The sequence below is a fragment of the Pontibacter toksunensis genome, assembly GCF_042686245.1.
GTDB lineage: Bacteria > Bacteroidota > Bacteroidia > Cytophagales > Hymenobacteraceae > Pontibacter > Pontibacter toksunensis.
On the sequence record NZ_JBHUOX010000011.1, the window covers coordinates 121261 to 145387 of the forward strand.

The following is a 24127-nucleotide window of genomic DNA, read 5'->3' on the forward strand; positions in this document are numbered from 1 at the left end:
ACTTCAATTATCAACCTTAGAATCCCCTGAGATGAAAAACATAAAATTCACCCTGCTTTTGCTCGCCTGCGGTTTTACGGCTGCAGTTTCGGCGCAGGATGTAGCGTCCATCACCCAGGCCGAAACTACCCGCATTGTCAGCACCCTGAGCGCCGATAATATGGAAGGCCGCGCTACTTTTACCCCCGGAATTGAGAAAGCAGCCGATTTTATACAAAACGAGTTTCAACGCATTGGCTTAAAACCTTTGCCTGGCGAGGATGACTTCAAGCAGACCTTCAGCATGTACCGTGTCTCGCCAAAGGAGCAGGAAGTAAAGCTCAACGGAAAGGAGATAAAGCCGGAAAAGGTGTTCGCCATTACCGATAAAAAGGAGCTGAAGTGGACCAACAAAGGGAAGCAGAAGGTGGTGACTGTTGGCGAAAAGGATAACTTCCGTACTGTTTTGGGAGAGCTGAATAATGAACAGCAAGATGTGCTGGTGCTGGTACACCCGAAGCATGAAGACCTCTTTAGCCGGTATCAGCACTACCTTAGCAGCGGCAGTGTAAAGAAACAACTCACGCAGGGCAGCAGCAAGGTGCTTGTTTTAACAGACCAGGCTAAAGCACCCAAGTACAAGGTTGAGGTGGAAAACAAGATTGAGCAACTGCAACTCACCAACGTTGGCGGCATGATAGAGGGCAAGCGAAAAGATGAGTACGTGGTGTTCTCCGGCCACTACGACCACATCGGAATAGAGGCACCTGTGGCCGGCGACAGCATTGCCAACGGTGCCGACGATGATGCCGCAGGTACAACAGCCATGATCATGCTGGCCGACTACTATAAGCAGCAACCCCAGCCGGAGCGCTCCCTGCTGTTTGTGGCCTTTACAGCAGAAGAAATCGGCGGATTTGGCTCCAAGCATTTCTCCGAGCAACTGAACCCGGACCAGATTGTGGCGATGTTCAACATTGAGATGGTAGGCAAGCCTTCTAAGTTCGGCCCCAACAGCGCCTACCTCACCGGCTTTGAGCGCTCCGACCTGGGCACCCTGATGCAGCAGCGGCTACAGGGCACCAACTACAGTATTCACCCGGACCCTTACCCGGAGCAGAACCTTTTCTACCGCTCCGACAATGCCACCCTTGCCCGCTTAGGTGTGCCGGCGCATACCATTTCTTCTGTCCAGATTGACCAGGATAAAACCTACCACACGGTAAACGACGAACTGGAGCAACTGGACATGGAACACCTGACCAATATGATCAAAGCGATTGCGCTGGGCTCAGCAGGCGTGGTGAGCGGCGAGGATACCCCAACGCGCGTAGATAAGTCGCAGGTGCGTTAGATAAAGTATGTTAATATAATAAATATAACAGTTCGGATAAACCATGATTAACTACCTAAGCCAATTAAGGCTGATGAAAACAATAAGAACTGTTTCTTTAATATTGATTCTGTTAGGACTGATGACAAAAAGTTCTGAAGCTCAAAATCAATCAGAGAAGTGGGACACATATATAGCAATTTATGACGAAGGTAAGCCCGGGTCAACAACTTTGCGAATGGACTTGATTGAACGTGCTCCTAACACAGATTATCCCATAGTTTTGGTTACAGGCGTTACCTATGAAAGCAATCGTGAGGATGGATTTCCAGATAGCGAAACCTTCGGGTTACTTTATAAGGTAAGTGAAGAATTAGGTGAATTTCTCAATAAAAACGTCGAAAATGTTTTGGTAGGCACTTTCATGCACAATCATGAAAGGCTTGAATATTTTTATGTTAAGTCAGATAAGGATTTAGAAAAGAATCTTAAAAAGTTTTATGACTTAAAGTTTCCGAAACTAAAACCCTATATCAACATCAAAGAAGATAAAAATTGGAGCTACTACAGGGAGTTTCTCTATCCAAATGAAGAAACTCGCAATTATATGGCTGACGAAAGTGTGATTAGAAGTCTTGTGGATGCCGGAGATAAATTAGAAAAGCCAAGAAGAATTGACCATTGGATATATTTTAAGAATGAAAAAGAGCTAACCTTTTTTAAAGCCGAAGCAATAAAACAAGGTTTTGCAAGCGAGAAAATAGAAAAAACAGATAATGATACTACGCCATTCTTACTTCAAATATGGAGAGAAGACAAAGTAGATATAAACACGATTTACCCGATTACCTCTAGCTTGAAAAAGTTAGCAAAGAGTTATAATGGAGATTATGACGGATGGGAAACATTTGTTGTAAAGGAGTAAAAAACAACTCAATGAAAGCAATAAGCTTAACGGTATCAATATTTTAAGAGCTAGTAAAAAGGCTCATCCCATAGACAAATCCATCCCCTAAAATGAGTTTATTAAGCGTTTCCGGAATATCAATACAGGAAAAGGGGGATTTTACCTTACACGACATCAGCTTTACTCAAGAGGAGTTTCAGAAAATAGCTATTGCAGGAGAAACCGGCGCTGGCAAAAGTACCCTATTGAAAATTATAGCCGGGCTGGTGCAGCCGGATGCGGGCGAAGTGTTTTTTGAAGACAGGAAGGTGATTGGCCCGTTAGATAAATTGATACCAGGGCATCCGGGTATCTCCTATCTTTCGCAGCACTTTGAACTTCCTAAGTCTTTAAGAGTGGAACAAGTGCTGAAGTACGCCAACACACTGCCAGGTGAAGAAGCTGAATTGTTGTACGGAGTTTGCCGCATCGATCACCTGTTGCCACGGCGGACAGACCACCTGTCAGGAGGTGAGAAACAACGCATTGCCCTGGCCAAATTGCTTATTTCCTCTCCTAAGCTACTGCTGCTTGATGAACCCTACTCCAACCTGGATGCAGTGCACAAGAATGTTCTAAAGTCTGTTATCCGCGACATCGGCGAAAGATTAAAAATTACCTGTGTCCTGACTTCGCATGATCCGCTGGACACTCTTTCGTGGGCTGATGAAGTACTGGTGATGAAGGCTGGCCGGGTACTGCAGCAGGGAACACCCGAGCAAATGTACAGGCAACCTGTTAACGAGTATGTGGCTGGGCTATTCGGGAGCTATAACCTGCTACCTCCTGCACAAGCAACCGCTTTCTCTAAGCTGCCGGGCATAAAACCGAATGGGAAGCGGATGCTTATTCGTCCCGAAAATTTAAGAATTGTAGAAGAAGGTCAAGAGGCGCTCACAGGAAAAGTGAGTAAAGTAACCTTCTATGGCAGCTATTACGAACTTAAGGTTTCCCTCCCCGGAAATGCGACAGTTACAGTAAAAACAGTAAAAGGCAACATCGCAAAAGGCGACACAGTTTATATTTCCCTTTCTCCGGAAAACGTGTCGTATTTATAGTACAGGCTAAAGTACCAGGTTGAAAACCCAGCCTCGTATACCCCATCCTCAACCAAGGCACTTTCCCTACCTCTTGACAGTATACGTTACGTCTGCCACCACCGGAAAATGATCAGAGGGGAATTTTCCGTCGCCATAGGTATCCGTCAAAATGCCGTAGCGGATTACTTTGAAGTCAGGGCTGAGCCAGATGTGGTCTATGCGTTCATCAGTTTTTCTGTCAGCTTCAAAACCGTTGAAAGTGCCTCTGGGTGCATAGCGCACTGCTGCCAGTTGATAAGCGTCTTTTAGCGTGCCAGAGGTACTGAGGGTGGTATACTTCTCATCTTTCTGGCTGAAGTTGAAATCACCGGCAAGGACAACGGGCGCATTTCCGGCTATCTGCTTTATTCTCTGTAGCACCAGCGTCACACTCTCCTTCCGTGCCTGTTCTCCGATGTGGTCGAAATGCACGTTGAAGAAGTAAAAGGAATAACCGGTTTCTTTGTCGCGGAACTGACCCCAGGTGCAGACACGCGGAATGGCGGCATCCCATCCCTTGCTGGGCTTTTCAGGAGTTTCGGAAAGCCAGAAATGTCCCTGCTTCTGCAGCGCATATTTGTTTTTGTCATAGAATACAGCAGCATATTCTCCTTTCTCTTTGCCATCATCTCTGCCCACTCCTATATACCCATAAGCTGGCAGCGCTTCTGCCAAGCCCTTCAACTGGTGTGCCAGCACCTCCTGCGTCCCAAAAATATCGAAGTCGTGAAACTTTATCTGGTCCGCCATTACCGGGAGGCGTTTTGCCCAGGCATTCAGCGTGTCATTCACGTTGTCATACCGGATGTTGTAAGTGGCCACACGCATGGTGTTGGACTGCGCCACCGCACTGATGCTACAGCATAGCGTCAATAGGCTCAAGATGAGTAAAGTCTTTCCTAACATAACCTGAATTTAGTTTTTCTTTCCAGAGCAATAAAAAAACCCGCTGCTCCCTAGTATCGGAATAAATATACTAATTTTCTGCTCATGTCGCTGTTAAGTTTAACCTGTGCCTCACTGGCTTGTAGCAGTAAACACAGCCAGGTGAAGGTTACATGTGCAGGCGCAGATGCTTCATAATCATCAAAAATTTACGACCTTTGCCTTTAGCTAAAGTAGAAACCACCCTTGTCAGAGCTTTTAAATTTTAATTTCCCACCAGAGCCGGCTACGGATCGCGTCACCTTATTTGCCGATGTGATCCTGCCACTGCCCTTGCCCAAGTTATATACCTACCGCATTCCGTTTGAGATGAACGACAACGTGATGGTGGGTGCGCGGGTAATTGTGCAGTTCGGAGGGAAAAGGGTGCTGAGCTGCATTGTAGCGGATATACATGAAAATGCCCCCGCCGATTACCAGGCGAAGTATGTACTGGATGTGCTGGATGATACCCCGATAGTAACAGGGCCGCAGCTTAAGCTCTTCAAGTGGATAGCGGACTACTACATGTGTACCCTCGGCGAGGTGATAAATGCCGGATTGCCATCTGCCCTGAAACTGAGCAGCGAGTCGCGGATACAGTTGCACCCGCAGTATAACCCGGAGGAGGACGATATTATTTTTGCCCCGCAGGAGGAGAAAATCATCTTTGCCCTGCAGCAGAACCAGGCGCTGACATTCACGGAAGTTGGCAACCTGCTGCAACTAAAGAACTACCACAAGTTCATCAAATCACTGATTCAGAAAGAGGCGATTATTATTTATGAGCAGGTAAGCGATAAATTCTCGCCGAAGGTGGTGAAGAAGGTGCGCCTGACAGAGCACTTTGTGCAGGAAGAGGGCATGCTGGAGGAGCTGTTTAACCAGCTTACCCCGCAGCCCAAGCAGCTGGACATTCTCCTGAACTACCTCCAGAAAGTGCCGGTGCACCAAGACATCAACCTGAACTACAAAGGCCTTGAAAAGAACGAGCTCTCTAAAAACCCGCACCTCTCTGCCTCTTCCATTAACACACTGATAAAAAAAGGCGTGCTGGAGCAGTTTGACCAGATTGTGTCGCGCTTCCCGATGGACAATTTGCAGCAACAGCTGCCGATGGCGCTGTCGGAGCACCAGTTGCAGGCGAAAGATGAAATTTTGGGATTATTTAAGGAAAAGGATACGGTGCTGCTGCATGGGGTAACGGGCAGCGGTAAAACCGAAGTATACATCGACCTGATAAAGCACGCGCTGGAGGCAGGCGGCCAGGTGCTGTACCTGCTGCCGGAGATTGCGCTTACCGCCCAGATTGTAACCCGCCTGCTGAAGGTGTTTGGCGAGAAACTGGGTGTGTACCACTCTAAGTTCTCTGATAACGAACGGGCTGAGGTATGGCAGGGAATTCTGTCCGGCCGCTTTCAGGTGGTGGTGGGGGTGCGTTCGTCTATCTTTTTGCCCTTCCATAGCCTGTCGCTGATAATTGTGGATGAGGAACATGAGGCCAGCTATAAACAATATGATCCGGCACCACGTTACAACGCCCGCGAAACAGCGCTGGTGATGGCGAGCCTGCAAGGTGCAAAGACATTACTTGGCTCGGCAACGCCCTCCATCGAAAGCTACTACAACTGCAAAACCGGCCGCTGGGGTTTGGTTACTATGAGCAAACGCTTCGGGCAGGCGCAGCTACCAGACATAGAACTGATAGATACGCGCGATGCACAGCGACGGAAAGCCATGAACAGCCACTTTTCGAGCCAATTGCTGACGGCTATTGAAGAGCGCCTGCAGCGCGAGGAGCAGGTCATCCTTTTCCAGAACCGCCGTGGATATGCCCCATTCATCTCCTGCGACGAGTGCTCCTGGATACCCAAGTGTAAGTTCTGCGCCGTGAGTCTCTCCTACCACAAATATAACAGCGAATTGCGGTGCCACTACTGCGGCTACCACGAGCGCATGCCCCACGACTGCCCCGCCTGCGGTGCTACCACACTCAAAAGCATGGGCTTTGGTACAGAAAAGGTAGAAGACGAACTGAAGCTGCTGTTGCCTAAAGCCGAGGTGCAGCGCATGGACCTGGATACCACTAAAACAAAAAACAGTTATCAGCAGATTATTGCCGATTTCGAAAACGGGGTAACGAATGTGCTGGTGGGTACGCAGATGGTAACCAAAGGCCTCGACTTTGAAAACGTGAGTCTGGTGGGAATACTGAATGCAGACACGGTTATCAACTTCCCGGATTATAGGGCACACGAGCGGGCATACCAGCTATTTGTGCAGGTGAGTGGGCGTGCCGGCAGAAAAGGCAAGCCCGGAACTGTACTCATCCAGACCCGCGACCCGCTGCAGCCTATTTTCAGGAAAGTCCGCAACAATGATTACGAGAGCCTTTACGAGCATGAAATTGAGGAGCGCCTGCGGTTCGGCTATCCGCCGTTTGTGCGTATGATCCGGATTACTGTAAAGCACCCGGACGAACAGACTTCTGAAAATGCTGCTATTGTACTGGCCAAAGACCTGGTAGACCGCCTGGGAAAACAGCAGGTGCTGGGGCCTGAGGTTCCCTACATCTTCAAAATCCGAAACCTTTTCCTTAACGAGATACACATCAAACTGCCGCGCGCGAACACGAACCTGAAGGCTGCGAAAGACCAGCTGGCACAAGCTATCTTTAACCTCAAGCTCCTCCCGGACTTTAAGGGTATCCGGCTGGTAGCCGATGTAGATCCGATGTAAACAGGAGGTAGTACTTGAGTTAGTATGTTAGCTTCACAGAGCAGCTGCAGGGAGTATAACAGCTGGTACATTTACTTTTCCGAGTGCGTGAATCAACCAACTTTCACTCCAAAAAAAATATATTTTACTATTTTATAACAAACTACAAACCACAGCTAAACCTCTTCCGTATAGAGAGATACCTTTGGCTAAAAGTTGAAAACCTGAGGGTCTGATTGTTCAGAAGGAACAGTGTAGACTCTCAGGTTTTTCCTTTTTATCACCCTTAACTTTCTTTCGATTGCTTGAACAGCATGTACAAATAGATTGCTCCAAAAACAAGAAAGACGATCAGCAGAAAGACATCTACCCAGGTGTAGTAGCCCCTTATAATTTTATAGGCATTCATACCTGCAAACACGAAGCAGGCAACGGTTACGACGATACGATAGATTCTGCGGTTTCGCATAGTGGTTTAGGTATTCTTTTTTTAGATGTAGGACATCACGCTATAAACGTTGAAACTATCCGGAAGGGATAGTTAATCTGCACAATAATGCCTTTACTATGCCTATAATGACATGTAAAGCAGCACCCATGCCGAAGTAACAACAGCTCCAAATAAGTTTAGCACCAGGCCTGCACGGGCCATTTCACCGATAGAAACCTGCTTGCTACCGTACACTATAGCGTTGGGAGGCGTGGCTACAGGCAGCATAAAGGCCAGGCTGCACGCCACCACCACACCTAGTACCGGGTAGAGCAACGGCAGATTTAACCCCTGCAGCACTCCAATGATGATGGGTACAAACGTAATCGCGATGGCAGTGTTGGAACTTACCTCCGTCAGTAGCAATACCAGCGTAATCAGCACAAACACCAGCAACAGCTGGTTCTCCGGATCAATGACTGTGGTAATGCTGCGGCCAATCACATCTGCCAGTCCCGAAGTAACCACCAATTGCCCGAGTGCCATGCCGCCTCCAAAAAGCAAAATGGTATCCCAATCAATCTTCACCAAATCCTCTGCCGTGAGGGTACCTTCTCCATTATTCTCCTGCCCCGGCGGTATAAGAAAAAGCAAAAGTGCCGCCAACACGGCTACGGTGCTCTCGGCGAAGTATTTGCTCATAAAGGCATATCCTTCCTCCAGTCCCAGGAGATTGAAGACGCCAGGTGCCAGCCAGAGGATAACAGCCACAATAAACACGCCCATGGTTACTTTCTCGCCTTGCTTTAGCTTTTGGTGTTGCTGCTGGTGCTCCGCCACATAGGCCTGCACCACTACCGGATTATAATTGCTCTTCCTTAGAAAGTAGCGCATGTACAGCACCATCAATCCGTACATGCTGATGGAAATGGGCAGCGCCAGTATCATCCACTGCAGGAAATCGATGGTGACGCCTTGTTGCGCCAGGTAATTCACCCCTATCAGGTTGGGCGGAGAACCAATGATGGTGCTGATGCCCCCAATAGACGCGCTGTAGGCAATACCCAGCAGAAAGAACGCAGCCGGACTCTTCCCCTGTTCCGGCTGACATACCAGTTGGGTTACCCCCAGCATGAGCGGCAGAAGCATGGCCACTGTAACCGAATTGCTCACCCACATAGAGAGCAGGAAGGAGATAAAGGAGAAGCCAAGGAACAGCCGGAAAAGGCTTTTCTGGAAGAACGGCCGGGAAAGGATGAACAGGGCAATGCGTTTGTCAAGGCCGTGGCGCGTCATGGAGCGGGCCAGCAGAAAGCTGCCGATGAAGAGCAGGATGATAGGGTGCCCTAAGTTCTGAAAGGCTGTCGTGATGTCTGCCACTCCCACCATCACTGCCATCAGCACACCCAGAAAAGCTGTCATAGAAAGCGGGATAACCTCCGTCATCCAAAAAGCGAGGCAAAAGGCCATGATAGTAGCTACAGCCCTCGCTTCATATGTCAAACCCGGCGTAAGCCACCACACGCCCAAAGCCAGTATGGGCGCTACTATCAAACCTACATTTCTACGGGTTAAATGCATCAGAAGGGTTTGCTTTCAGTATCATCATAAAATGACAATATAAGAATACTTCTGCTAATAAAGCTGCCCCTTCAGCTATAGGATTTGCTACTCTATTCCTGTGTCAGTACAAAGTTGTGCTAATGGACTAGATGCAGAACCGCTGACTTTCAACACATACCAAATACTCCCCTAACATAGCCAATGCAAATAAGCTTTACATTAGTTAAGAGGTTGTTTGCCTGCCCGCTGTTCTCTTCTGAAAACTCCATCGTAATTGCTGCCCATATACCCTCCCCACTTAAGCTCATTTTTGATGGCATAAGGCGTACTAACCCGGAACACCCGCAAGTTAGTTGGCCTATCGATGTCGTTTTTTTGCCCGTTCAGTTCAATGGTGGTGGTCACGATATCTAATTTGCCGTCTCCATCCATATCACCAATCCAGGGTGTACTGGCCACATCACTACCAAGTAAGGTGTCACCTACCTGGTATTTCACATCATAATTGAAATCAAAAACAGTTAGCTGGCTGATGTGGCTCTTGCTTTGATTGTAAAGGTTAAGGCGGATCAGGTTATTGACACTCATCAGCACGTCGTCAAAGCCGTCGTTGTTGAAATCTGCTACAACCGGGGAGGCATAAGAGAAGATTCCAGCGGTATCAGTAGCCAGCACTTCTCCTGTCCTGCCGTCTATCATCCGTTGGGTTGAACGCTTTATCATCGGCCATATCCCAATGCTGTAATTCGTAAAAACATCAGGAACTTCATCCTTGTTAAAGTAGCCGATAGCGGGGGTGGAATAAATTTCCGTGTCCGGCACCCTTAGGCTCCACAGCACCGAGTCATCAGCCCCACTGATGGCGATGGTTCGTCCGTCAACTGAATTCACGATGATGTCGAATATACCATCTCCTGTGAGATCTGCCAAAGCAGGTGGGGCAATAAATCCTTTGTATTTGCCAGTGGCCAGTGCTACCGCTGATGAGATATCGCCTTTCAGGATGTCCTGTAGTGTCGTCCGGTAGAGACTACCGCCAATTGTTTCGCCGCCGGTACCGAAAATAACATCGACAGTGCCATTGTTCTTCAGGCTCTCCATCACTACCGACATGTATGTTTCCTTACCATCCGGCACGCTAGCCTCAGTGATAACCCTACCACTTTCGCTGCTAAGCACCAGCAACTTTCCTACAGGTCTGTTTGAGTTATGGGCTTTCACAGTATAGTCTCCTCCGTTAGAGATTAGCAGGTCTTTTTTACCGTCATTATCCTGGTCCGGAATAAGTTGTGGGTTATAGAAGTTATAGATGCCGGAGTCAGCAGGGCTCACCGCATAATCATAAGGGAAAAAACGCCATAGCACCTCACCGCTTGCTCCGTTAACGGCCATTAGTTCGGCCGTGCGCCCGCCTATGAATACATCGGCGATACTATCTTCTGTCACATCATAAAAAAGGGCCGAACCCACTACCTGGTTTCGGCCTGAGATATGCCATAACACGTTGCCTGTAGCCCCATCCATGGCGATAAGGGCTGTGTCGCTCGGGCTATTTTCTGCGCCTCCTGCCCCTACAATTACATCCAGTATACCATCTTCGTTTAAATCTGCCATTCGGGGAGAAGAACCTGTACCGAGGCCTTTGAAATTCGTCACCCAACTCTCTGAGTCAGAACCAGAAAAGGTGATATAAGCAACAACTGCAATTACAAACAACCCTGCCAGACCTAACCATGTTATCAGCGGAAATCCTTGTTTTTTGGCCTGTGTCTTGGGTGTGATAAGCGCCATGGTTCAGTCAGTTTATCGAGTTTATCTCTCTTTGACTAAACCTAGTAATTATAGTTTAAACACGAAATAAATTTAATGTTAAAACTTTGATTAAAAATAAGAGGAAGAAAGCTACATCTTCGTGTGCAAGCTCTCTCCCCACGCTCCTGCCTGAAAATCTGGCAGTGCGTTTTTACTTGTTACTTAAGAAGCTGTCAGATACCGCTCCCGGATAATCTTCTGGTGATGCACCTCGTGGCCCAGTATAACATAACCCAGCGCCCGCACGCTTACTTCCAGTCCGCTGGCAACTCCCTTTTGCTGCAGGGCCTCCTCGTCAAAGCTCTTGAAGAGCTCAATGGTAGCCGTACGCAATGAAGTATATTCTGCAATGATTGAATTGATGTCGCGGGAATCAGCTTTGGCAGGTAGCACATACTTGTCCTGGTCAAAGCCTGGCAGTTCGGTTTTATCCTGGCGGGCAAAACGAAGGGCGCGGTACGAGAAAATACGTTCCGTATCCATCATGTGCACCATCACCTCTTTTATACTCCATTTGCCCGGAGTATAACGGTGCAGCAGTTGCTCTTCTGTAAGGCCTTGTATCATGCCCGTAATAAACACATAGCTGGCTGTCAGCCCTTCAATCAGGTCATCGGTTTTAGCGTGCTGTACATAGTTGCTAAGAAAGCCGCTGTGCTCTTCCGGAGATGGGTAAGTGATGATAGGTTGCGTTTGCATTATTCGAAATATAAGAGAATATATGCTGCGCAAGGTACGAATATATAGGTAAGCGAGTGTCGGCCATCAAATAAAAAGCCCCCTGCACCGCAACCGGCACATGGGGCTTATCATAGCTAAAATGTCGGACATCTGAATGAAGAGCAGGTATAGTTGCTCTTCATTTTCTACACTTCCTTCAAAGTTACTGCCCTACCAGGAACACGGCGTTGCCGAACATGAGTTTACCACCCTGCCAGAATCCGCGGAACAAGGGGTTATCTGCCAGGTATACAACCTGGCCGCCGCCCATTTCCTGCGTTCCCAGAATAAGGGCATCCTTTAGTTTCTCTTTGCTCTTGGAGCCAACGAAGCCTGTGGTGTAGTTGTTTTTCTTTAGTACCCCCACATTCCATCCGTTTTCCAGGAAGCTGAAGGTGTCAGCAGAACGAATCAATGCAAAATAAGAGTCGCCGTAGCCAAAGGCCAGCGGGTGTGTCTTATCTAAATCCACCCGGAAGATGCTACCCTGCACTTCTCCCTCTAGGGCTTCACGCTCACGGTTCGCATAGGTGCGCAGGTTCTTGTAAGGGTTTTCTTCTTTTACCTTGCTCTTGTCTTTGCTCTCTTCTTCGGCACCTTTTTTCTTCAGGTTGAAGCCTTTTTTTCCAGCTAAGAAACCAGCTGCACTTTCCATGGCTATCAGGTTACCTCCTGCACTCACCCACTCCCTCACTTTCTCCAGTGTCTCTTCATTCAGTACGCGGCTGTAATTACCATTTGGCAGGATGAGTACATCAAACTCGTTCAGCGGCACGTTGCTAAAGTAGGATGTATTGAGCACCGTAACCGGGTAGCCAATCTGCTGCTCAAAGTAGTGCCATACTTCACCAAAGCCGTAAGGAGAAACACCTTCGCCTGAAAGCAAAGCCACTTTAGGAGCCTGCAGGTAACGTACGTTGCCCGAACCGAAGTCAGCACCGCTGCTCACAAAACCGGTTCCAGTAGCACTCAGGTCTACATTATATTGCTTCGCCAGTTCCCGTACCGTAGCATCCAGCTTATCGCCCATGCGCTCGTTGCCGGTGCGTGTAATGATTAGAGTGCCTGCCTCGTACCGCTGCCCTTCCGTCTCAAATGCTTTCTCGGCTTGGCGCACCTTTACGTCCTGCTTCATCAGTTCAGTCAGGAACTTAAGGTCCTGCAGGTTGTTCCAACGAGCCAGATACGCATACGGACGCTCAATTGCAATAGCAGCCGGAGCAGGGGCTGCCGGCTTGCTGGTGTTCACGTTAATCCTGTCTTTCAAGGCATATGCCTGCATGTTGTAAGCGTAAGGCAACGACCAGGAGGTAATGTCATAAGTGAGGGAATCCTCCAGCCGGGCATTTGGCTCGAACAGTACTTTCACGAGCGTCGACTTTGGCTGATACATGCTGATCACCAGGTCGTTTGAACCAATACTAACTTTTTCGTCCTTGCCGGTGCTGTAGTTAAAGCCGCGTGCGGAGGTGTTTTTGCTGGCATAGCCGTACTGAATTCCCTGGCGGTCCATGTACTCGGTCAGTGATTTCAGGTTGGCCGCACTTCTGCCGTCTGCTTTCAATACAAACGCTTTGTACTCCCCTGCAGGCTTGTTGATGTTGTTCTGATAGTATTTGTGGAACTCCTGCTTCAACTGGTCTGCCTTTTCAGAGGAAGCCTGAATGGTCGCTTTGCTGGCCACTACGTGGTGCGCGATGCGGTCTACCAAGGTCAGGGTGTCGCCATCCTGCTTCTTGTAAGCCAGTCCGGCGCGGCCTGATCCGCCCTGCTCGTAAGTCATACCGATAGCACCGTTATAGGTAGGATAGGTATCGCCGTAGCTTGGGTAAAAGAGGTCGAAGTTTTCGCGGGTAAAGTATAACCAGTTGTTTTTGTCGAAGTACTGGCGGTTATAGTCACCGATGGTATTCTGAAACTGGCGCTGCCATGGTGTAATGCTTTCGTGGAAAGGTTTTGCCGCTGGCGAGAAATAGTATGGAGACTCTGCGCCCATTTCGTGGAAGTCGGCGTGCACCTGTGGCAGCCAGTTGTTGTACTCCTTCAGGCGCTGCTTCGATTCTATTTGTGTTTGCCAGGCCCAATCCCGGTTCAGGTCGAAGTAATAATGGTTCGGTCTGCCGCCTGGCCAAGGCTCATAATGCTCCCAGGCAAAGGGAGAGGCATTTCCGCCTTGGTTAGAGGCCTGCTTGTACCACTGTACGTAACGCTCCCGGCCATCCGGGTTTACCATCGGGTCCAGAATGATAACCGTATTCTGCAGCCACTGCTTTGACTGTGCATTGTTCGGGTCTACCAGGTCGTATAGCACCTGCATCACTGCCTCTGAGCTTACCGACTCGTTTCCGTGAATATTATAGCTCAGCCATACGATGGCCGGCTGCTCTCCCTGCACCTGTCCGTTTTCCAGCCCTGCCAGGCGCAGGTTGTTCTCCCTGATTTGCTCCAGGCGCGGCAGGTTTTCGTCGGATGCTACGTAGGCCAGCATCAGCGGACGTCCTTCGTAGGTCTGGCCATACTGCTGCACTTTCATCCGGTTTGGCGCCTTCGCTGCCAGGTACTTTACATAATCAAATATGCGGTCTTGTGTTGTAAACTGTTTACCTAGCTGGTAGCCCAGAAATTGCTCGGGAGACTGCACGCTCTCCTGCGCCACAGCCACCTGCACACATAGCAGCACCAGCAACAAAGCGAGATTTCGCTTTAGGGTGTTCATCATGGTCTTAATAAGTATAAATGAATTTTAATTTTGAAATGAAGTACAATTTCCGCAAAAATGATGAGTCTGGCAAATTAGGCTATCATAATAAGGTATTATAGCCACTGTTGGCTTTTTCCAGGTAGATTATCACCTCTACCTGCCGTATGTAAGGATATGCAGCGTGTAGTCAGCATTTATTTTTCTTTCATCCTATGGATATTGAGTGCAGTAGCTGGACTGGCTATTCTCTTCATCTTATCCGCCTTCGTGCTGAGCAGCATACCTGTAAAAAGCAGTCAGGCCCAGGCATCACCCGCAGATCCTATAGAAATATATGTCACTTCCAACGGGGTGCATACTGATATTGTGGTGCCTGTTGCTACCGCTGTTATTGACTGGCGGAGTAAGATCCCGCTGGATCACTTTGAGAACGCTGACAGCAGCTATCAGTATATAGCCTTTGGCTGGGGCGACCGACAATTTTACATGGAAACACCTGAATGGGATGACCTGACGCTGGGCGTAGCGTTGCGTGCCTCACTCTGGCCTACTCCTACTGCCATGCACGTGGAATATATTTCCTCCCGTTTGACGCCTACCAAAAGGCAGCAACCTGTTCTGCTATCCGCAGCGCATTACCGCCAGCTGGTAGCGTATATTGATGCCTCTTTTCAGCAGGAGAACGGGAAGTACAAGCACATTGCAGGCTCAGGGTATACAGGCCAAGACACCTTTTATGAAGCGCACGGAAAGTTTTATATTCTTAAGAACTGCAACAATTGGGTAAACCAAGGACTGAAAGCAGCAGAGGTAGAAGCCGCTTTGTGGGCACCACTGCCCTTTGCAGTGATGCGGCACCTGCGCTAAAACAAAGCGCCCCGACTTTTGCCGGAGCGCTCTGACACTATTAATTCACTACACTCTATACTTCATTAGTACCTCCATCAGCAACACTTCGGCGTCTGAGGAAGCCTTTCAAGTTAAAGGTGTCTATTCCGGAATTATTACTGTTTCCACACCCCTTTGAAAACAATCTCCTTCAGAGGTTTGCGCTTGCGTGGTGCCAATTCACGTGCTTTTAAAGTTTCAGGAAGGCTTTCAGGATTTCCGGCAAGCCCACAGCACCCATCGCTACCGGTGCGTAACCTTCCGGTATTCCCAGCACCTCACGGGCTTTTTCTGCTTTAAAGCCACCCATCAGGTGTACGTGCAATCCTAAATCAGTTGCTTGCAGCAACAGGTTTCCAGTGGCAAGGCCTAAGTCGTGCAAAGCAACGGTATTTGGATTGCCGTTATAGTCGTAGTTCAATTTTACTACGCTGATGAACAAGGCTGAAGCGTGCTTCGCCCAGTTGTTTCCTTCTACCAGGCAACTGAACAGGCGGTCGAAGTTTTCCTTGTCTTCTTTGACAGCATAAATGAAGCGCCATGGTTGCTCGTTCATGGCAGATGGTGCCCATCGGGCTGCCTCAAAAAGTGTCTGCAGTTGCTCCTCGTCAACTGACTTGTCTTCAAAAGCGCGGGGGCTCCAACGCTCCTCAATCAGGTTATGTACAGCAATGTTTTTCTCTGTCGATATCATAGTCTTACATTCTTTTAATTCCAAGCTCAGCTAAAGCACAGATGTTTGCGCCTTTCTCACTTATACGGAATATGCAGTTTAAATTCAATGTACATACATTAAATTTACAAGCATAACACGCATATACTTTCTATTGTTCCTTATTAGTAGCCTAGAAAATAGTACTTGAAAGAAGAGGAGAGGTTCAGAAGAGTAGAAGAAACAGCTACGCCAGAGAGCATACCTGAAGTTTATTTTCGGTGCGGCAGTGGCAATTCCAAGGTAAGGCTTTTGCAAAAAAGAGTTAAACTAAAAGTTTAGGCATGCCATTACTGCTTTTTGAATTTATCTTTCTGAAAATACACCTGATGCGAATTTCCTAATCAGCGTTTTTCTGCATATGTGGATTAGGAAATTTCCTACAGAAAACTTTCGGACCAGGAAGTCTGAAAGAGTAAAGTGGCACGAGGGAGCATGAATAACAGGAAAGTGCTATACCCCTAGCTTTCGGAGGGCCAGCAGGCAAAGGGCTACAGAACCGGATACATTGATCTTACCATCCAGTATCATATTAGCGACCTCGTGAAGCGGTACCTTCAGCACTTCAATCGCTTCTGCCTCGTCCAGGTCCTGCTCGGCTACTTTTTTCACATTGCGGGCCAGGAAGTAGTACATCCTGTTCGTGTCTTTGGTTGGGTTGTCAGTCACTTCCAGCAGCAGTTCAATCTCATCTGATGTATAGCCTGTCTCCTCCAGCACCTCCCGCTTTGCAGCCTTCCTGGGTTCTGTTTCGTGTTCATCTACCACGCCACCCGGTAACTCTATAAAAATACCACTTGCAGCATGCTTGTACTGTCGTACAAAAATAACATGGTTGTCTTCAGTAAGCGGAAAAGTGAGCACTACATTCGGCCGTACGCTCACATAATAATCATCCATTTCAAGGCCGCCGGGCAGGGCTACGTGGTCGCGGCGCAACTTGTACCATTTCTCATCCACTACCATTTCCGACTTTAGCACCTTCCAGGGTGCCGGGGTATGTACCTTGTTTTTCATTTTTCTTGAAGCTTACCGCAAGTTAAGCCTTATCTCCTAAAGTTCCTTCCAAATTGAATTTTGTCTAAGCTGACGTAGCAACAGCTTATCAAGCAACTTATAAGGCAGCCTTTTTTAGAGCTACTGCCTGTGCTCTCTGGGCCGAGAGGCCTCGTCTTTTGGCATCGCGCTGTGTAAAGAAGCTGCCGGGGGTAGGGGCCCTCTATTCGCTCCGCTGCGGGCTGCCTCACTGCGTTCAGCACCGCAACATTTACAAGGCGCTCAACCCAAAGACTGGAATCAGCTTCACTTCGTGCAGACGGTTTTTAGCAGATAGCATTGACATCTCATGGATTAGGCTTGAAATAATTAAATATTAAGCCTTGTCTCCTGAAAACAGCAACGCCTGCTGTAGGAGCAGGCGTTGCTGTAAGTCTGATTTTTTATCTATTGAGGTATTATAAAAGTTTTATTTTCTGCCGTTTTGCCCTACCATGTATTCATTCTTCCCTGCTACTTTCTCCTTTACAGCCTCCTGCCAGTCCTGGCCTGTAGCTGAAAGAAGCTCTGAGTGGTTCCACTGCTGGTTTTTCCGCAACTCCTCGTCCACCTCCAGTATGTATATTTCATGGCCGGGTCGCTCAGTTACTCTCAGGCCGCAGGAACGCATCATAGCTTCGATGGCTGCATGGTTAGGTGCCCACCAGTTTGTAATGTCTCCAGCCATTTTCTTCTCAATAAATGCCATTTTTGGCCAGCTTTCCTCCAGCATCCGCTGGCGGTCGTTTATCTCAAAATCCTCCGGTTTTTCTGAAATTCCTTCGCCTGGCATGGTGAGTGTCTGGAACACCATCATGCGGCGTGCTTTCTGGGAGAGGATATCCAGGGAGAGCAAGGGGTAGCGCAGGTGATACAGTACACCCATGTACCAAATGAGATCGAACTGCCGGTCCAGGCGCGCTACATCGTATACCTGCATCTGCTTCAGTTCAATTTTATCATCGAGCCCAAACTGTTTGGCAGCCCACTCAGCCTGGCGCAGGTAGTGCGGGTCTACGTCGATACCCAATACATTCGCTCCTCGCTTGGCCAGTTCTATGGAGTAGAAGCCTGCGTTGCAGCCAATGTCCAGCACTTCCCAGCCAGACAGATCAGCAGGAATATGTGGCTCCAGTTCCTGCCATTTGAAAGCAGGGAAGTCACCTAAAAAATGATTCGGTGCTGTCTGCTCCCCATTCGGCAAGTGCAAATTATGAAACCATGGTCCTAACTGTTCTATTTCCTGCATAATTGATTTTGAATGTGTAAAGAATGACTCCTGCTAAAAGTACGAAAACGCAGAAGTTTGTGATAAGGTTAAAGACTGATACAGGCTTCCCCTATAGGTACTTGATTAGATTCGCTTTTATAGCCAGCCTGTCTCCTTCTGTATCTGAGTGCTCTACCCCAACATCAGTAAAGACAATGCCGTCGCCTCCTGCCTGCTTCGCTTTCTCTATCATCTTTGCCTTCACCACCTCCACATCATAGTCCACCACCTTGTCATTTGTCATTTTGCCAATGACTTTGTATTCTCTTTTGATATCTTTTGCATCGTAAAAAACCTCTACGTCATTGCTCGGCTCATACGATTCGCCCAGGTAATGGATAGTAGGCGCGCAAGAGGACAATGCAATACAGAGTATCGCAAGAAAGACGATATACAGGGTGCTGGCTTTTTTCATCATGCTGCTCTTAGAGCAAGGTTCTACAAACTATATAACTACTCCGTAGTCGTACGAATCATGATCGCCATCCAGCGTCATGAGCTCTTCCGCATAGCTAACAAGTTCCTTTGCCCGATGGGCTGCTGTGTGATGAGACAGTACGTTTTTACGGGCACGCTCACCGATCATCTTGCGCTCCGACTTGCAGATTTCGCGCAGGTACCGGAGTGTATCCTTAGCAGAATAGGACACCAGAATCTCAGAATCGATTTTGAAGATAGAATCCAGTCCTTCCCAGTAATCCGAAATAATAGGAGTACCGCACGCTGCTGCCTCAAACAGGCGCACGCTTGGAGCATATCCAGCCTGTATCATGTCAGCACGGGTGATATTCTGCGTAAAGCGCTGGCTGTTATAAAATTTGCGGTGCTCAGCAGGTGGCAGGTGATGGATGTATTTCGTGTTTTTCGGCCACTGCACAGTCTCCGGGTATTGCGGGCCGGCCACTACAAACCGACCTTCTGGCCAGGCACGCGCTGCATCCAGCATCAGCTTCTCTAAAGGCGGCTGACGGTCGTCGGAGTAAGTGCCGAGGTACCCCAGGTCCCAGATTGCTTCTTGGAATTCTGGATAATACAGGGTTGGATCGACAGAGCAGTATAAGGCACGCGCCATCGGGGAGCCATACTTGTTCTCCAGCAAATCCAACGTAGCCCCCCCGGTAAACGACAGGTATAGATCGTATTTTGGTATGAGGTCAGGGTGCAGGTACTCGTAATCCTTGCGCTTTAGTTTAGCTAGTGTTACAGGCGTGTCAATATCGTAGAAGGACTTGATACCCTGCGCTGTTTTCACAACCCACTCCCCTACCTGCACGCCTTCCGGCACGTAAGAACCCACCATCACCATATCAGCCTCGCGCACCTGCTCGGTAAAGCGCTGCTTTAAGTCTTTTAATGAGGTATAGAGCGCGGTCTGGCAGTATTCCGGATCAGGCAGGTCGCGGTGACCAGCGTACCAAGGCACATCGCGCTCCAGGAAAAGCACGTTATGGTTCTGATTATTCAGCTCACGCACCAGCCCACGGAAAGTTGTTGCGTGGCCATTGCCCCAGCTCGAAGTGATAGATAACCCAAGTATGACTATGTTCATGCCCATGCTGTATTAGTGTGTTTGACTTTTGTATACAGCAGCTTTTCAAGTTGCGCTGCCCTGTGGCTGTAGGTGTGTGCCGACAGTACTTTTCTATACGCAGCTTCTCCTATTTCCTTTGCATTTTCTTCTGATAAATTTGAAAGAATTTCACTCACCTCTGCGCCATTCTTTGCCACGAGTATTTCTTTCCCTGGCTCAAAGAAAAAATCAATGCCCTCCCAATAGTCGGTGATGATGCAGGCACCGGCACCGGCTGCCTCAAAAACACGCGTGGCAGGCGAAAAACCATAGCGCGCCATGCTTTCACGGCTGATGTTCAGCACCGCTTTTGGTGTGCAGTTAAAAGCGTTGTGGTCATTTGTATACACGTGGCCTATATAACTGACGTTTTCAGACATGGGCTTATCGCCCCACCCACTGCCTCCAATCATAAACTGTTTGTCTGGTGTTGCCGCCGCAGTTTTTAAGAAGAACTCCTCCACGCGTTCCTCTCTGTCTGGTAAGCGGTTACCTAAAAAGGCAAGGTCGCAGGCAAACTTCGGGTCCGGCGCTACCGGGTAATGGGTGGCGGTGTCAAGGGCATTATAAATCGGTACGCATTTCTTAGCACCTAAGGCTTCATAGGCGTTCACTACCGGATCGCCACCACCATAGGTCAGAATCATGTCGTACTGCGGAATCAGCTGGTGGAACTGGTCCTCGGTGTTGTTGTGCACACGATCCAGAGTAGCAGGCGCATCCACATCCCAAAATACCACCAGGCGCTCTTCTGTCTGCAGCTGCAGCACCTCGCGCTCCAACAGTTCATCAAACACACCTACGCCACTGGCTTTCACCACCATGCCGGCGTTGGCTGCTTCTTTCAGGCAAACTGCCACAGCTTCTTCGGTGGCTTCATATACGACTACCTTTGCCCAGTCCGGATCATCCATGTCACGGTTTTTCTGGCGGTCGTAAGCATCGGGCTCATAGAAGGTTACCTGGTGGCCACGCTCACTTAGTGCCCGCACAATGCCCCTGTAATAGGTGGCAGCACCATTCCAATACGCGGACACTAAGCTGGAGCCGAAGAAGGCTATTTTCAGTTTCTTATTTTTCATGCAGGGCTTGTTCCGTTTGAGTGAGATATATTTTAGAAGCGTCGATATCCAGTTCCTCACACACTTTCTCCAACTCGTTTACACGGTGGGCACAGGTATGGCGACTCAGTATTGTCTGGAGACCATGGTCGGCTACTTCTTTTGCTTTTTCGGGTTTGTTCAGGATAGTAGTTTGCAGTTGCTGCTTCATTTCCTCGCCGCTGCGGGCCACTAGAAAGTCTTTACCGGGCGTGAAGAGATTTTCGGCATCCTCCCAGGGAGAGGAAATCAACGGAATGCCACAGGCCATGGCTTCAAAAGGCCGGATGGTCGGGATACCCGGCAGTGCCTCTACATACGGTCGGCGTGGCACGTGCACCGTTACTTTATACTTAGCGAACTCCTCAGCGGCTTTATAGTTAGGTAACCAGCCGCCATACTCAATACCGGCATCAGCCAGCGCTTTTTTAGCATGGTCAGGATAGCGTACCCCGTAAATTTTCGCCTTCAGTCCCAGTTCTTTCACCGGGTTTATCAGGAACTCGTGCAGTTCCGCCGTTCGCTCTTCGTCGCCCCAGTTGCCAATCCAGATTAAATCGCCCTCTTTTTCTTCTGCCTCCTGTGGGTAGAAGACAGAGGTATCAGCGGCTTCATGCCAGGTCCACGCTTTGCTCGCCCAGCCTTCCTTCAGGTATAAATCCCTAATCACTTGCCCAAAAGCCAGCACGCCGTCGTAATACGTCAGGTCGTACTTGCTCATCGCTTCACGCTCAGTTACAGCGCGGTGATGGGTGTCGTGGAAGATCAGTTTATAGTGGCCTGTTCTGGCGCGGTGCTCTCCAACGCGCTTCACCAGCTCATGCTCGTTCCACTCATGCACCAGCACTAAGTCGGATTCTTTCAAACCTTCGTCAAGGTCCAAGCTTTCCAGGGTGTAGAAGTTCGTGCTGATGCCCGGATAATACTGCTGCAGCTCTTCCAGTTTCTCTTCTCCGTAGCCTTCTTTAAGGTTCTGCAGACTCCAGCCATTCTCAGGTTCGTACACCTCCACCTGGTGGCCCCGCTCCTCCAGCTCCCGCACGATGCCGCGCAGAAAATGGGCGTTTCCATGGTTCCAGTCAGATAGTATAGAATGGTAGAAAAGGGTTATTTTCATATTATTGATTCAAAATGAAGTTAATAACCGCCTGGAATGCTTTTCTATTCAGCCATTCAAAGTTCGGTTATACAAAATTGTTTAAGCAGTTACGGATGATCGCAGCAGCTGCCGGTATATGTGATCATAATCCTGGCCCATTGGGTCAGCTGTGTAACCGTGGGAGCGTTTTACTGCGCGGCAACCCATGATGTTGCGGGCGAATTCATCCTCAATTAAACCATTGAGAGTGTCCCGCAGCTCATCGGCGTTTCTGGGGTCCACGTACTTCGCGGCGTTGCCCCAAATCTCCGTCAGGCTGTCTGTTTTGCCTACCACCAAAGCACAGCCAGACATAGCGGCTTCTAAAATTGTCAGACCGAAAGGCTCGTACCGGGCTGGCAGTGCATAAATAGAGGCCCTGGAAAGCCAGTCAATTACTTCTTTCTCCGATAGCTGCCCCAGGAAGTGCACATTCTCAAGGTCTACTGAATGGCCTGTGGCAGGGTGCCTGTCGTCTCCGGCAATGTACACGGGCCACTGTAAGTCGGAGGCAATGTGCGCCAGCATCGAGATATTCTTCGCTTCGTCCCAAACACGGCCCATACTGAAAATGAATGGTTCTTTTTTTCCAAACTTGTAGACATCCTGAGCCCGCCCGTTATAGATAGCCGTGCTGGCCTGGAAAGGGCCGTATAGTGCCTCCGCCTGGTTCAGCATGGCCTGCGTTGGGGCTATCACCATGTTGGCTGCCTGCAGGCTGCGGGTTACCCGTTCCTTATACCTGCTCCACTCCTTCGGTGCCTCCTCGTCCTTCACGGCTTTCCACCACGACTGCACACAGGAGTGCACCACCTCCACCACAGGCACGCCCCAGTTCAGGTCGCCGTGCGCCAACCCATTCAGGTGCACAATGTCTGGCCGCACATCCTCTTTTAATGCCATCAGCCACTCTCCTGCTCTTTCGATGTCTTCCCAGGGGTCGTCCATCCACTCCAGTTTATAGTTACTCTCATGCACGGTCAGGTTATTCAGGTCCTCTACCTGCCTTCGCTGATCGGCACTCAAGGGCCCGCCCATTGTAGCGAGTGCTACCTGGGTGCCAAATGGCGCCAGTGCACCTACCAACTCTATTGTATAATTCCAAACCCCTCCTACCGTGTCTGTAGTCATCAGGATTTTTGAAGGATGACGTGCGTCCATGTGCTATCTACCGTAAATTCTGTCTAATACTTCTGCTACCTTCACAAACTCCTCTGCCTCCTCATGAAAGCCTTCGCAATTGGCCAAACGTTTAGCCCAGGCCACACCTGCCCTGCCCGACCACTCATCCGGCGGCGAACACAGCGTCTCGGTTTTGGTGCCGTAGTAGCGCTCTGCCACAAAGTCGTAAAAGGACCCGTTCACATTTTTTAAGGCTACACCACCCTCTGTACCATAAAAGGTAGCGCTGATAATGGCTTCCTGTCCAGCCGGCAGGTTCCAGGAGCAACTGAGCTGCATGTGTGTGTTTCCGGCTAACTCAATACTGGCCGATGCGTAATCCTCTACTTTTCCCTCTGACATACCAATGGGCTTGCCTTTGGAAAATAGCTGGCTCTGCACCTGCTTTACCTTCGGGAAGTTGAGCGACCATAAGGCTAAGTCTACGAGGTGCACTCCAAGGTCAATTACGCAGCCACCACCGGAAAGCTTCGGCTCATAGAACCAGGCTTTGTCGGGACCATAGGCATTGTGGAAGACCAGTTCAATGGCATATATATGACCCAGCTCACCGCTCTGCACCACCTTGTACACCTCCTGCATGGCAGTAGTATGACGGTACGACAGGTCCACACCCAACAGCTTATTGTTTCTCCGGGCAGCTTCCACCACCCGCTTTGTTTCCTCTACGTTGCGCCCTAAAGGCTTCTGGCAGAAAACAGACTTGCCTGCTTCCAGTGCCAGTTCACTTTGCTCGGCATGGAAAGCGCTTGGTGTCGCGATGACAATGCCATTAACCGCCGGCTCCTGCAGCATAGCCTCCAGCGAAGGAACCTGCTTTGCTTTTGGTGCGCTCTTCAGCGCCTCTTCTGCATTGTGTGGCGCTGTATCTGAAATATAAGCCACCTCACCCGCCTCTTGTTTGGCAATCATTTCCATGCGGTTGCGGCCAATCCAGCCAACACCCAAAAAGCCAAGCTGAGGCTTAGAGGAGGTAGAAGAAGATGCTGTAGTTTCCTGTTGTGTATCCTGTATCGTGTCTTGCATG

Annotated in this window: 20 protein-coding genes; 5 read left to right on the plus strand and 15 right to left on the minus strand. The window is 49.1% G+C overall.

Annotated features, from left to right (window positions below; all coding sequences use genetic code 11):
* Positions 1-31 precede the first annotated feature (31 nt).
* The 3 genes from ACFS7Z_RS15365 (at position 32) to ACFS7Z_RS15375 (ending at position 3316) form a co-directional block, all read left to right on the plus strand.
* Complete coding sequence (locus tag ACFS7Z_RS15365; RefSeq protein WP_377486175.1) at positions 32-1333, plus strand: M20/M25/M40 family metallo-hydrolase; 1302 nt, start codon at positions 32-34, stop codon at positions 1331-1333.
* 43 nt (positions 1334-1376) lie between these two features.
* Entirely contained in the window at positions 1377-2237 is an 861-nt protein-coding gene (locus ACFS7Z_RS15370; protein WP_377486178.1) for a DUF695 domain-containing protein, read from the plus strand.
* 92 nt (positions 2238-2329) lie between these two features.
* Positions 2330-3316, plus strand: coding sequence for an ABC transporter ATP-binding protein (locus tag ACFS7Z_RS15375; protein ID WP_377486182.1), 987 nt, complete (start codon positions 2330-2332; stop codon positions 3314-3316).
* 66 nt (positions 3317-3382) lie between these two features.
* Here the strand turns inward: ACFS7Z_RS15375 and ACFS7Z_RS15380 are convergent, their stop codons facing one another.
* The gene (locus ACFS7Z_RS15380) at positions 3383-4243 is read right to left on the minus strand and encodes an endonuclease/exonuclease/phosphatase family protein (protein WP_377486185.1); all 861 of its coding nucleotides are present in this window, start codon (positions 4241-4243) and stop codon (positions 3383-3385) included.
* Positions 4244-4468: 225 nt separating this feature from the next.
* On the opposite strand from ACFS7Z_RS15380, the gene priA reads away from it, so the two are divergent.
* Positions 4469-7000: a replication restart helicase PriA gene (priA, locus tag ACFS7Z_RS15385; protein WP_377486188.1), complete on the plus strand. Its 2532-nt coding sequence runs from the start codon at positions 4469-4471 to the stop codon at positions 6998-7000.
* Positions 7001-7265: 265 nt separating this feature from the next.
* Here the strand turns inward: priA and ACFS7Z_RS15390 are convergent, their stop codons facing one another.
* From ACFS7Z_RS15390 to ACFS7Z_RS15410, 5 genes are all read right to left on the minus strand, one after another.
* Entirely contained in the window at positions 7266-7448 is a 183-nt protein-coding gene (locus ACFS7Z_RS15390; RefSeq protein ID WP_377486191.1) for a hypothetical protein, read from the minus strand.
* Positions 7449-7550: 102 nt separating this feature from the next.
* Positions 7551-8990, minus strand: coding sequence for an SLC13 family permease (locus tag ACFS7Z_RS15395; RefSeq protein WP_377486194.1), 1440 nt, complete (start codon positions 8988-8990; stop codon positions 7551-7553).
* 201 nt (positions 8991-9191) lie between these two features.
* A complete protein-coding gene (locus ACFS7Z_RS15400; RefSeq protein WP_377486197.1) occupies positions 9192-10763 on the minus strand; it encodes an FG-GAP repeat domain-containing protein in 1572 nt (523 codons plus the stop codon).
* A gap of 183 nt (positions 10764-10946) precedes the next feature.
* Entirely contained in the window at positions 10947-11483 is a 537-nt protein-coding gene (locus ACFS7Z_RS15405; protein WP_377486201.1) for a DinB family protein, read from the minus strand.
* A 184-nt stretch (positions 11484-11667) separates the two neighbouring features.
* Positions 11668-14223 carry a M14 family metallopeptidase gene (locus tag ACFS7Z_RS15410; RefSeq protein ID WP_377486204.1) on the minus strand — a complete coding sequence of 852 codons (2556 nt, stop codon included), beginning with the start codon at positions 14221-14223 and terminating at the stop codon, positions 11668-11670.
* A gap of 156 nt (positions 14224-14379) precedes the next feature.
* Here ACFS7Z_RS15410 and ACFS7Z_RS15415 point away from each other — a divergent pair, with 156 nt between their 5' ends.
* Positions 14380-15072, plus strand: coding sequence for a TIGR02117 family protein (locus ACFS7Z_RS15415; RefSeq protein ID WP_377486207.1), 693 nt, complete (start codon positions 14380-14382; stop codon positions 15070-15072).
* Between the two features lie 211 nt (positions 15073-15283).
* Here ACFS7Z_RS15415 and ACFS7Z_RS15420 read toward each other — a convergent pair whose 3' ends face one another.
* The 9 genes from ACFS7Z_RS15420 to ACFS7Z_RS15460 all read right to left on the minus strand — a co-directional run bounded on the left by ACFS7Z_RS15420 (position 15284) and on the right by ACFS7Z_RS15460 (position 24126).
* Positions 15284-15787, minus strand: a complete 504-nt coding sequence (locus tag ACFS7Z_RS15420) for a nitroreductase family protein (protein WP_377486210.1) — start codon at positions 15785-15787, stop codon at positions 15284-15286.
* Between the two features lie 471 nt (positions 15788-16258).
* Positions 16259-16822, minus strand: coding sequence for an NUDIX hydrolase (locus ACFS7Z_RS15425; RefSeq protein ID WP_377486213.1), 564 nt, complete (start codon positions 16820-16822; stop codon positions 16259-16261).
* 448 nt (positions 16823-17270) lie between these two features.
* A complete protein-coding gene (locus tag ACFS7Z_RS15430) occupies positions 17271-18089 on the minus strand; it encodes a TIGR04290 family methyltransferase (protein WP_377486216.1) in 819 nt (272 codons plus the stop codon).
* A 91-nt stretch (positions 18090-18180) separates the two neighbouring features.
* Positions 18181-18528 carry a hypothetical protein gene (locus ACFS7Z_RS15435; protein WP_377486219.1) on the minus strand — a complete coding sequence of 116 codons (348 nt, stop codon included), beginning with the start codon at positions 18526-18528 and terminating at the stop codon, positions 18181-18183.
* A 27-nt stretch (positions 18529-18555) separates the two neighbouring features.
* Positions 18556-19659: a CgeB family protein gene (locus ACFS7Z_RS15440; protein WP_377486222.1), complete on the minus strand. Its 1104-nt coding sequence runs from the start codon at positions 19657-19659 to the stop codon at positions 18556-18558.
* Positions 19656-20762 (minus strand): CgeB family protein, encoded by a 1107-nt coding sequence (locus ACFS7Z_RS15445; protein ID WP_377486225.1) that lies wholly within the window; start codon positions 20760-20762, stop codon positions 19656-19658. The genes ACFS7Z_RS15440 and ACFS7Z_RS15445 overlap by 4 nt, the downstream gene beginning before the upstream one ends.
* Positions 20752-21897, minus strand: coding sequence for a CgeB family protein (locus ACFS7Z_RS15450; protein WP_377486228.1), 1146 nt, complete (start codon positions 21895-21897; stop codon positions 20752-20754). Before ACFS7Z_RS15450 ends, ACFS7Z_RS15445 begins: the two co-directional genes overlap by 11 nt.
* An 81-nt stretch (positions 21898-21978) precedes the next feature.
* Positions 21979-23079: a glycosyltransferase family 4 protein gene (locus ACFS7Z_RS15455; protein ID WP_377486231.1), complete on the minus strand. Its 1101-nt coding sequence runs from the start codon at positions 23077-23079 to the stop codon at positions 21979-21981.
* A 3-nt stretch (positions 23080-23082) separates the two neighbouring features.
* Positions 23083-24126 (minus strand): Gfo/Idh/MocA family protein, encoded by a 1044-nt coding sequence (locus ACFS7Z_RS15460; protein ID WP_377486234.1) that lies wholly within the window; start codon positions 24124-24126, stop codon positions 23083-23085.
* Position 24127 lies beyond the last annotated feature (1 nt).

Bases quoted from the DNA above. Each gene is read 5' to 3' on its own strand.
- ACFS7Z_RS15425 (WP_377486213.1), bottom strand. From the start codon at position 16,822: ATGAAAAACAAGGTACATACCCCGGCACCCTGGAAGGTGCTAAAGTCG.
- ACFS7Z_RS15435 (WP_377486219.1), bottom strand. From the start codon at position 18,528: ATGATGAAAAAAGCCAGCACCCTGTATATCGTCTTTCTTGCGATACTC.
- ACFS7Z_RS15460 (WP_377486234.1), bottom strand. From the start codon at position 24,126: ATGCAAGACACGATACAGGATACACAACAGGAAACTACAGCATCTTCT.
- ACFS7Z_RS15445 (WP_377486225.1), bottom strand. From the start codon at position 20,762: ATGAAAAATAAGAAACTGAAAATAGCCTTCTTCGGCTCCAGCTTAGTG.
- ACFS7Z_RS15375 (WP_377486182.1), top strand. From the start codon at position 2,330: ATGAGTTTATTAAGCGTTTCCGGAATATCAATACAGGAAAAGGGGGAT.
- ACFS7Z_RS15420 (WP_377486210.1), bottom strand. From the start codon at position 15,787: ATGATATCGACAGAGAAAAACATTGCTGTACATAACCTGATTGAGGAG.
- ACFS7Z_RS15405 (WP_377486201.1), bottom strand. From the start codon at position 11,483: ATGCAAACGCAACCTATCATCACTTACCCATCTCCGGAAGAGCACAGC.
- ACFS7Z_RS15365 (WP_377486175.1), top strand. From the start codon at position 32: ATGAAAAACATAAAATTCACCCTGCTTTTGCTCGCCTGCGGTTTTACG.
- ACFS7Z_RS15455 (WP_377486231.1), bottom strand. From the start codon at position 23,079: ATGGACGCACGTCATCCTTCAAAAATCCTGATGACTACAGACACGGTA.
- ACFS7Z_RS15370 (WP_377486178.1), top strand. From the start codon at position 1,377: ATGATTAACTACCTAAGCCAATTAAGGCTGATGAAAACAATAAGAACT.
- ACFS7Z_RS15395 (WP_377486194.1), bottom strand. From the start codon at position 8,990: ATGCATTTAACCCGTAGAAATGTAGGTTTGATAGTAGCGCCCATACTG.
- ACFS7Z_RS15450 (WP_377486228.1), bottom strand. From the start codon at position 21,897: ATGAAAATAACCCTTTTCTACCATTCTATACTATCTGACTGGAACCAT.
- ACFS7Z_RS15390 (WP_377486191.1), bottom strand. From the start codon at position 7,448: ATGCGAAACCGCAGAATCTATCGTATCGTCGTAACCGTTGCCTGCTTC.
- ACFS7Z_RS15415 (WP_377486207.1), top strand. From the start codon at position 14,380: ATGCAGCGTGTAGTCAGCATTTATTTTTCTTTCATCCTATGGATATTG.
- ACFS7Z_RS15440 (WP_377486222.1), bottom strand. From the start codon at position 19,659: ATGAACATAGTCATACTTGGGTTATCTATCACTTCGAGCTGGGGCAAT.
- ACFS7Z_RS15400 (WP_377486197.1), bottom strand. From the start codon at position 10,763: ATGGCGCTTATCACACCCAAGACACAGGCCAAAAAACAAGGATTTCCG.
- ACFS7Z_RS15410 (WP_377486204.1), bottom strand. From the start codon at position 14,223: ATGATGAACACCCTAAAGCGAAATCTCGCTTTGTTGCTGGTGCTGCTA.
- ACFS7Z_RS15380 (WP_377486185.1), bottom strand. From the start codon at position 4,243: ATGTTAGGAAAGACTTTACTCATCTTGAGCCTATTGACGCTATGCTGT.
- ACFS7Z_RS15430 (WP_377486216.1), bottom strand. From the start codon at position 18,089: ATGCAGGAAATAGAACAGTTAGGACCATGGTTTCATAATTTGCACTTG.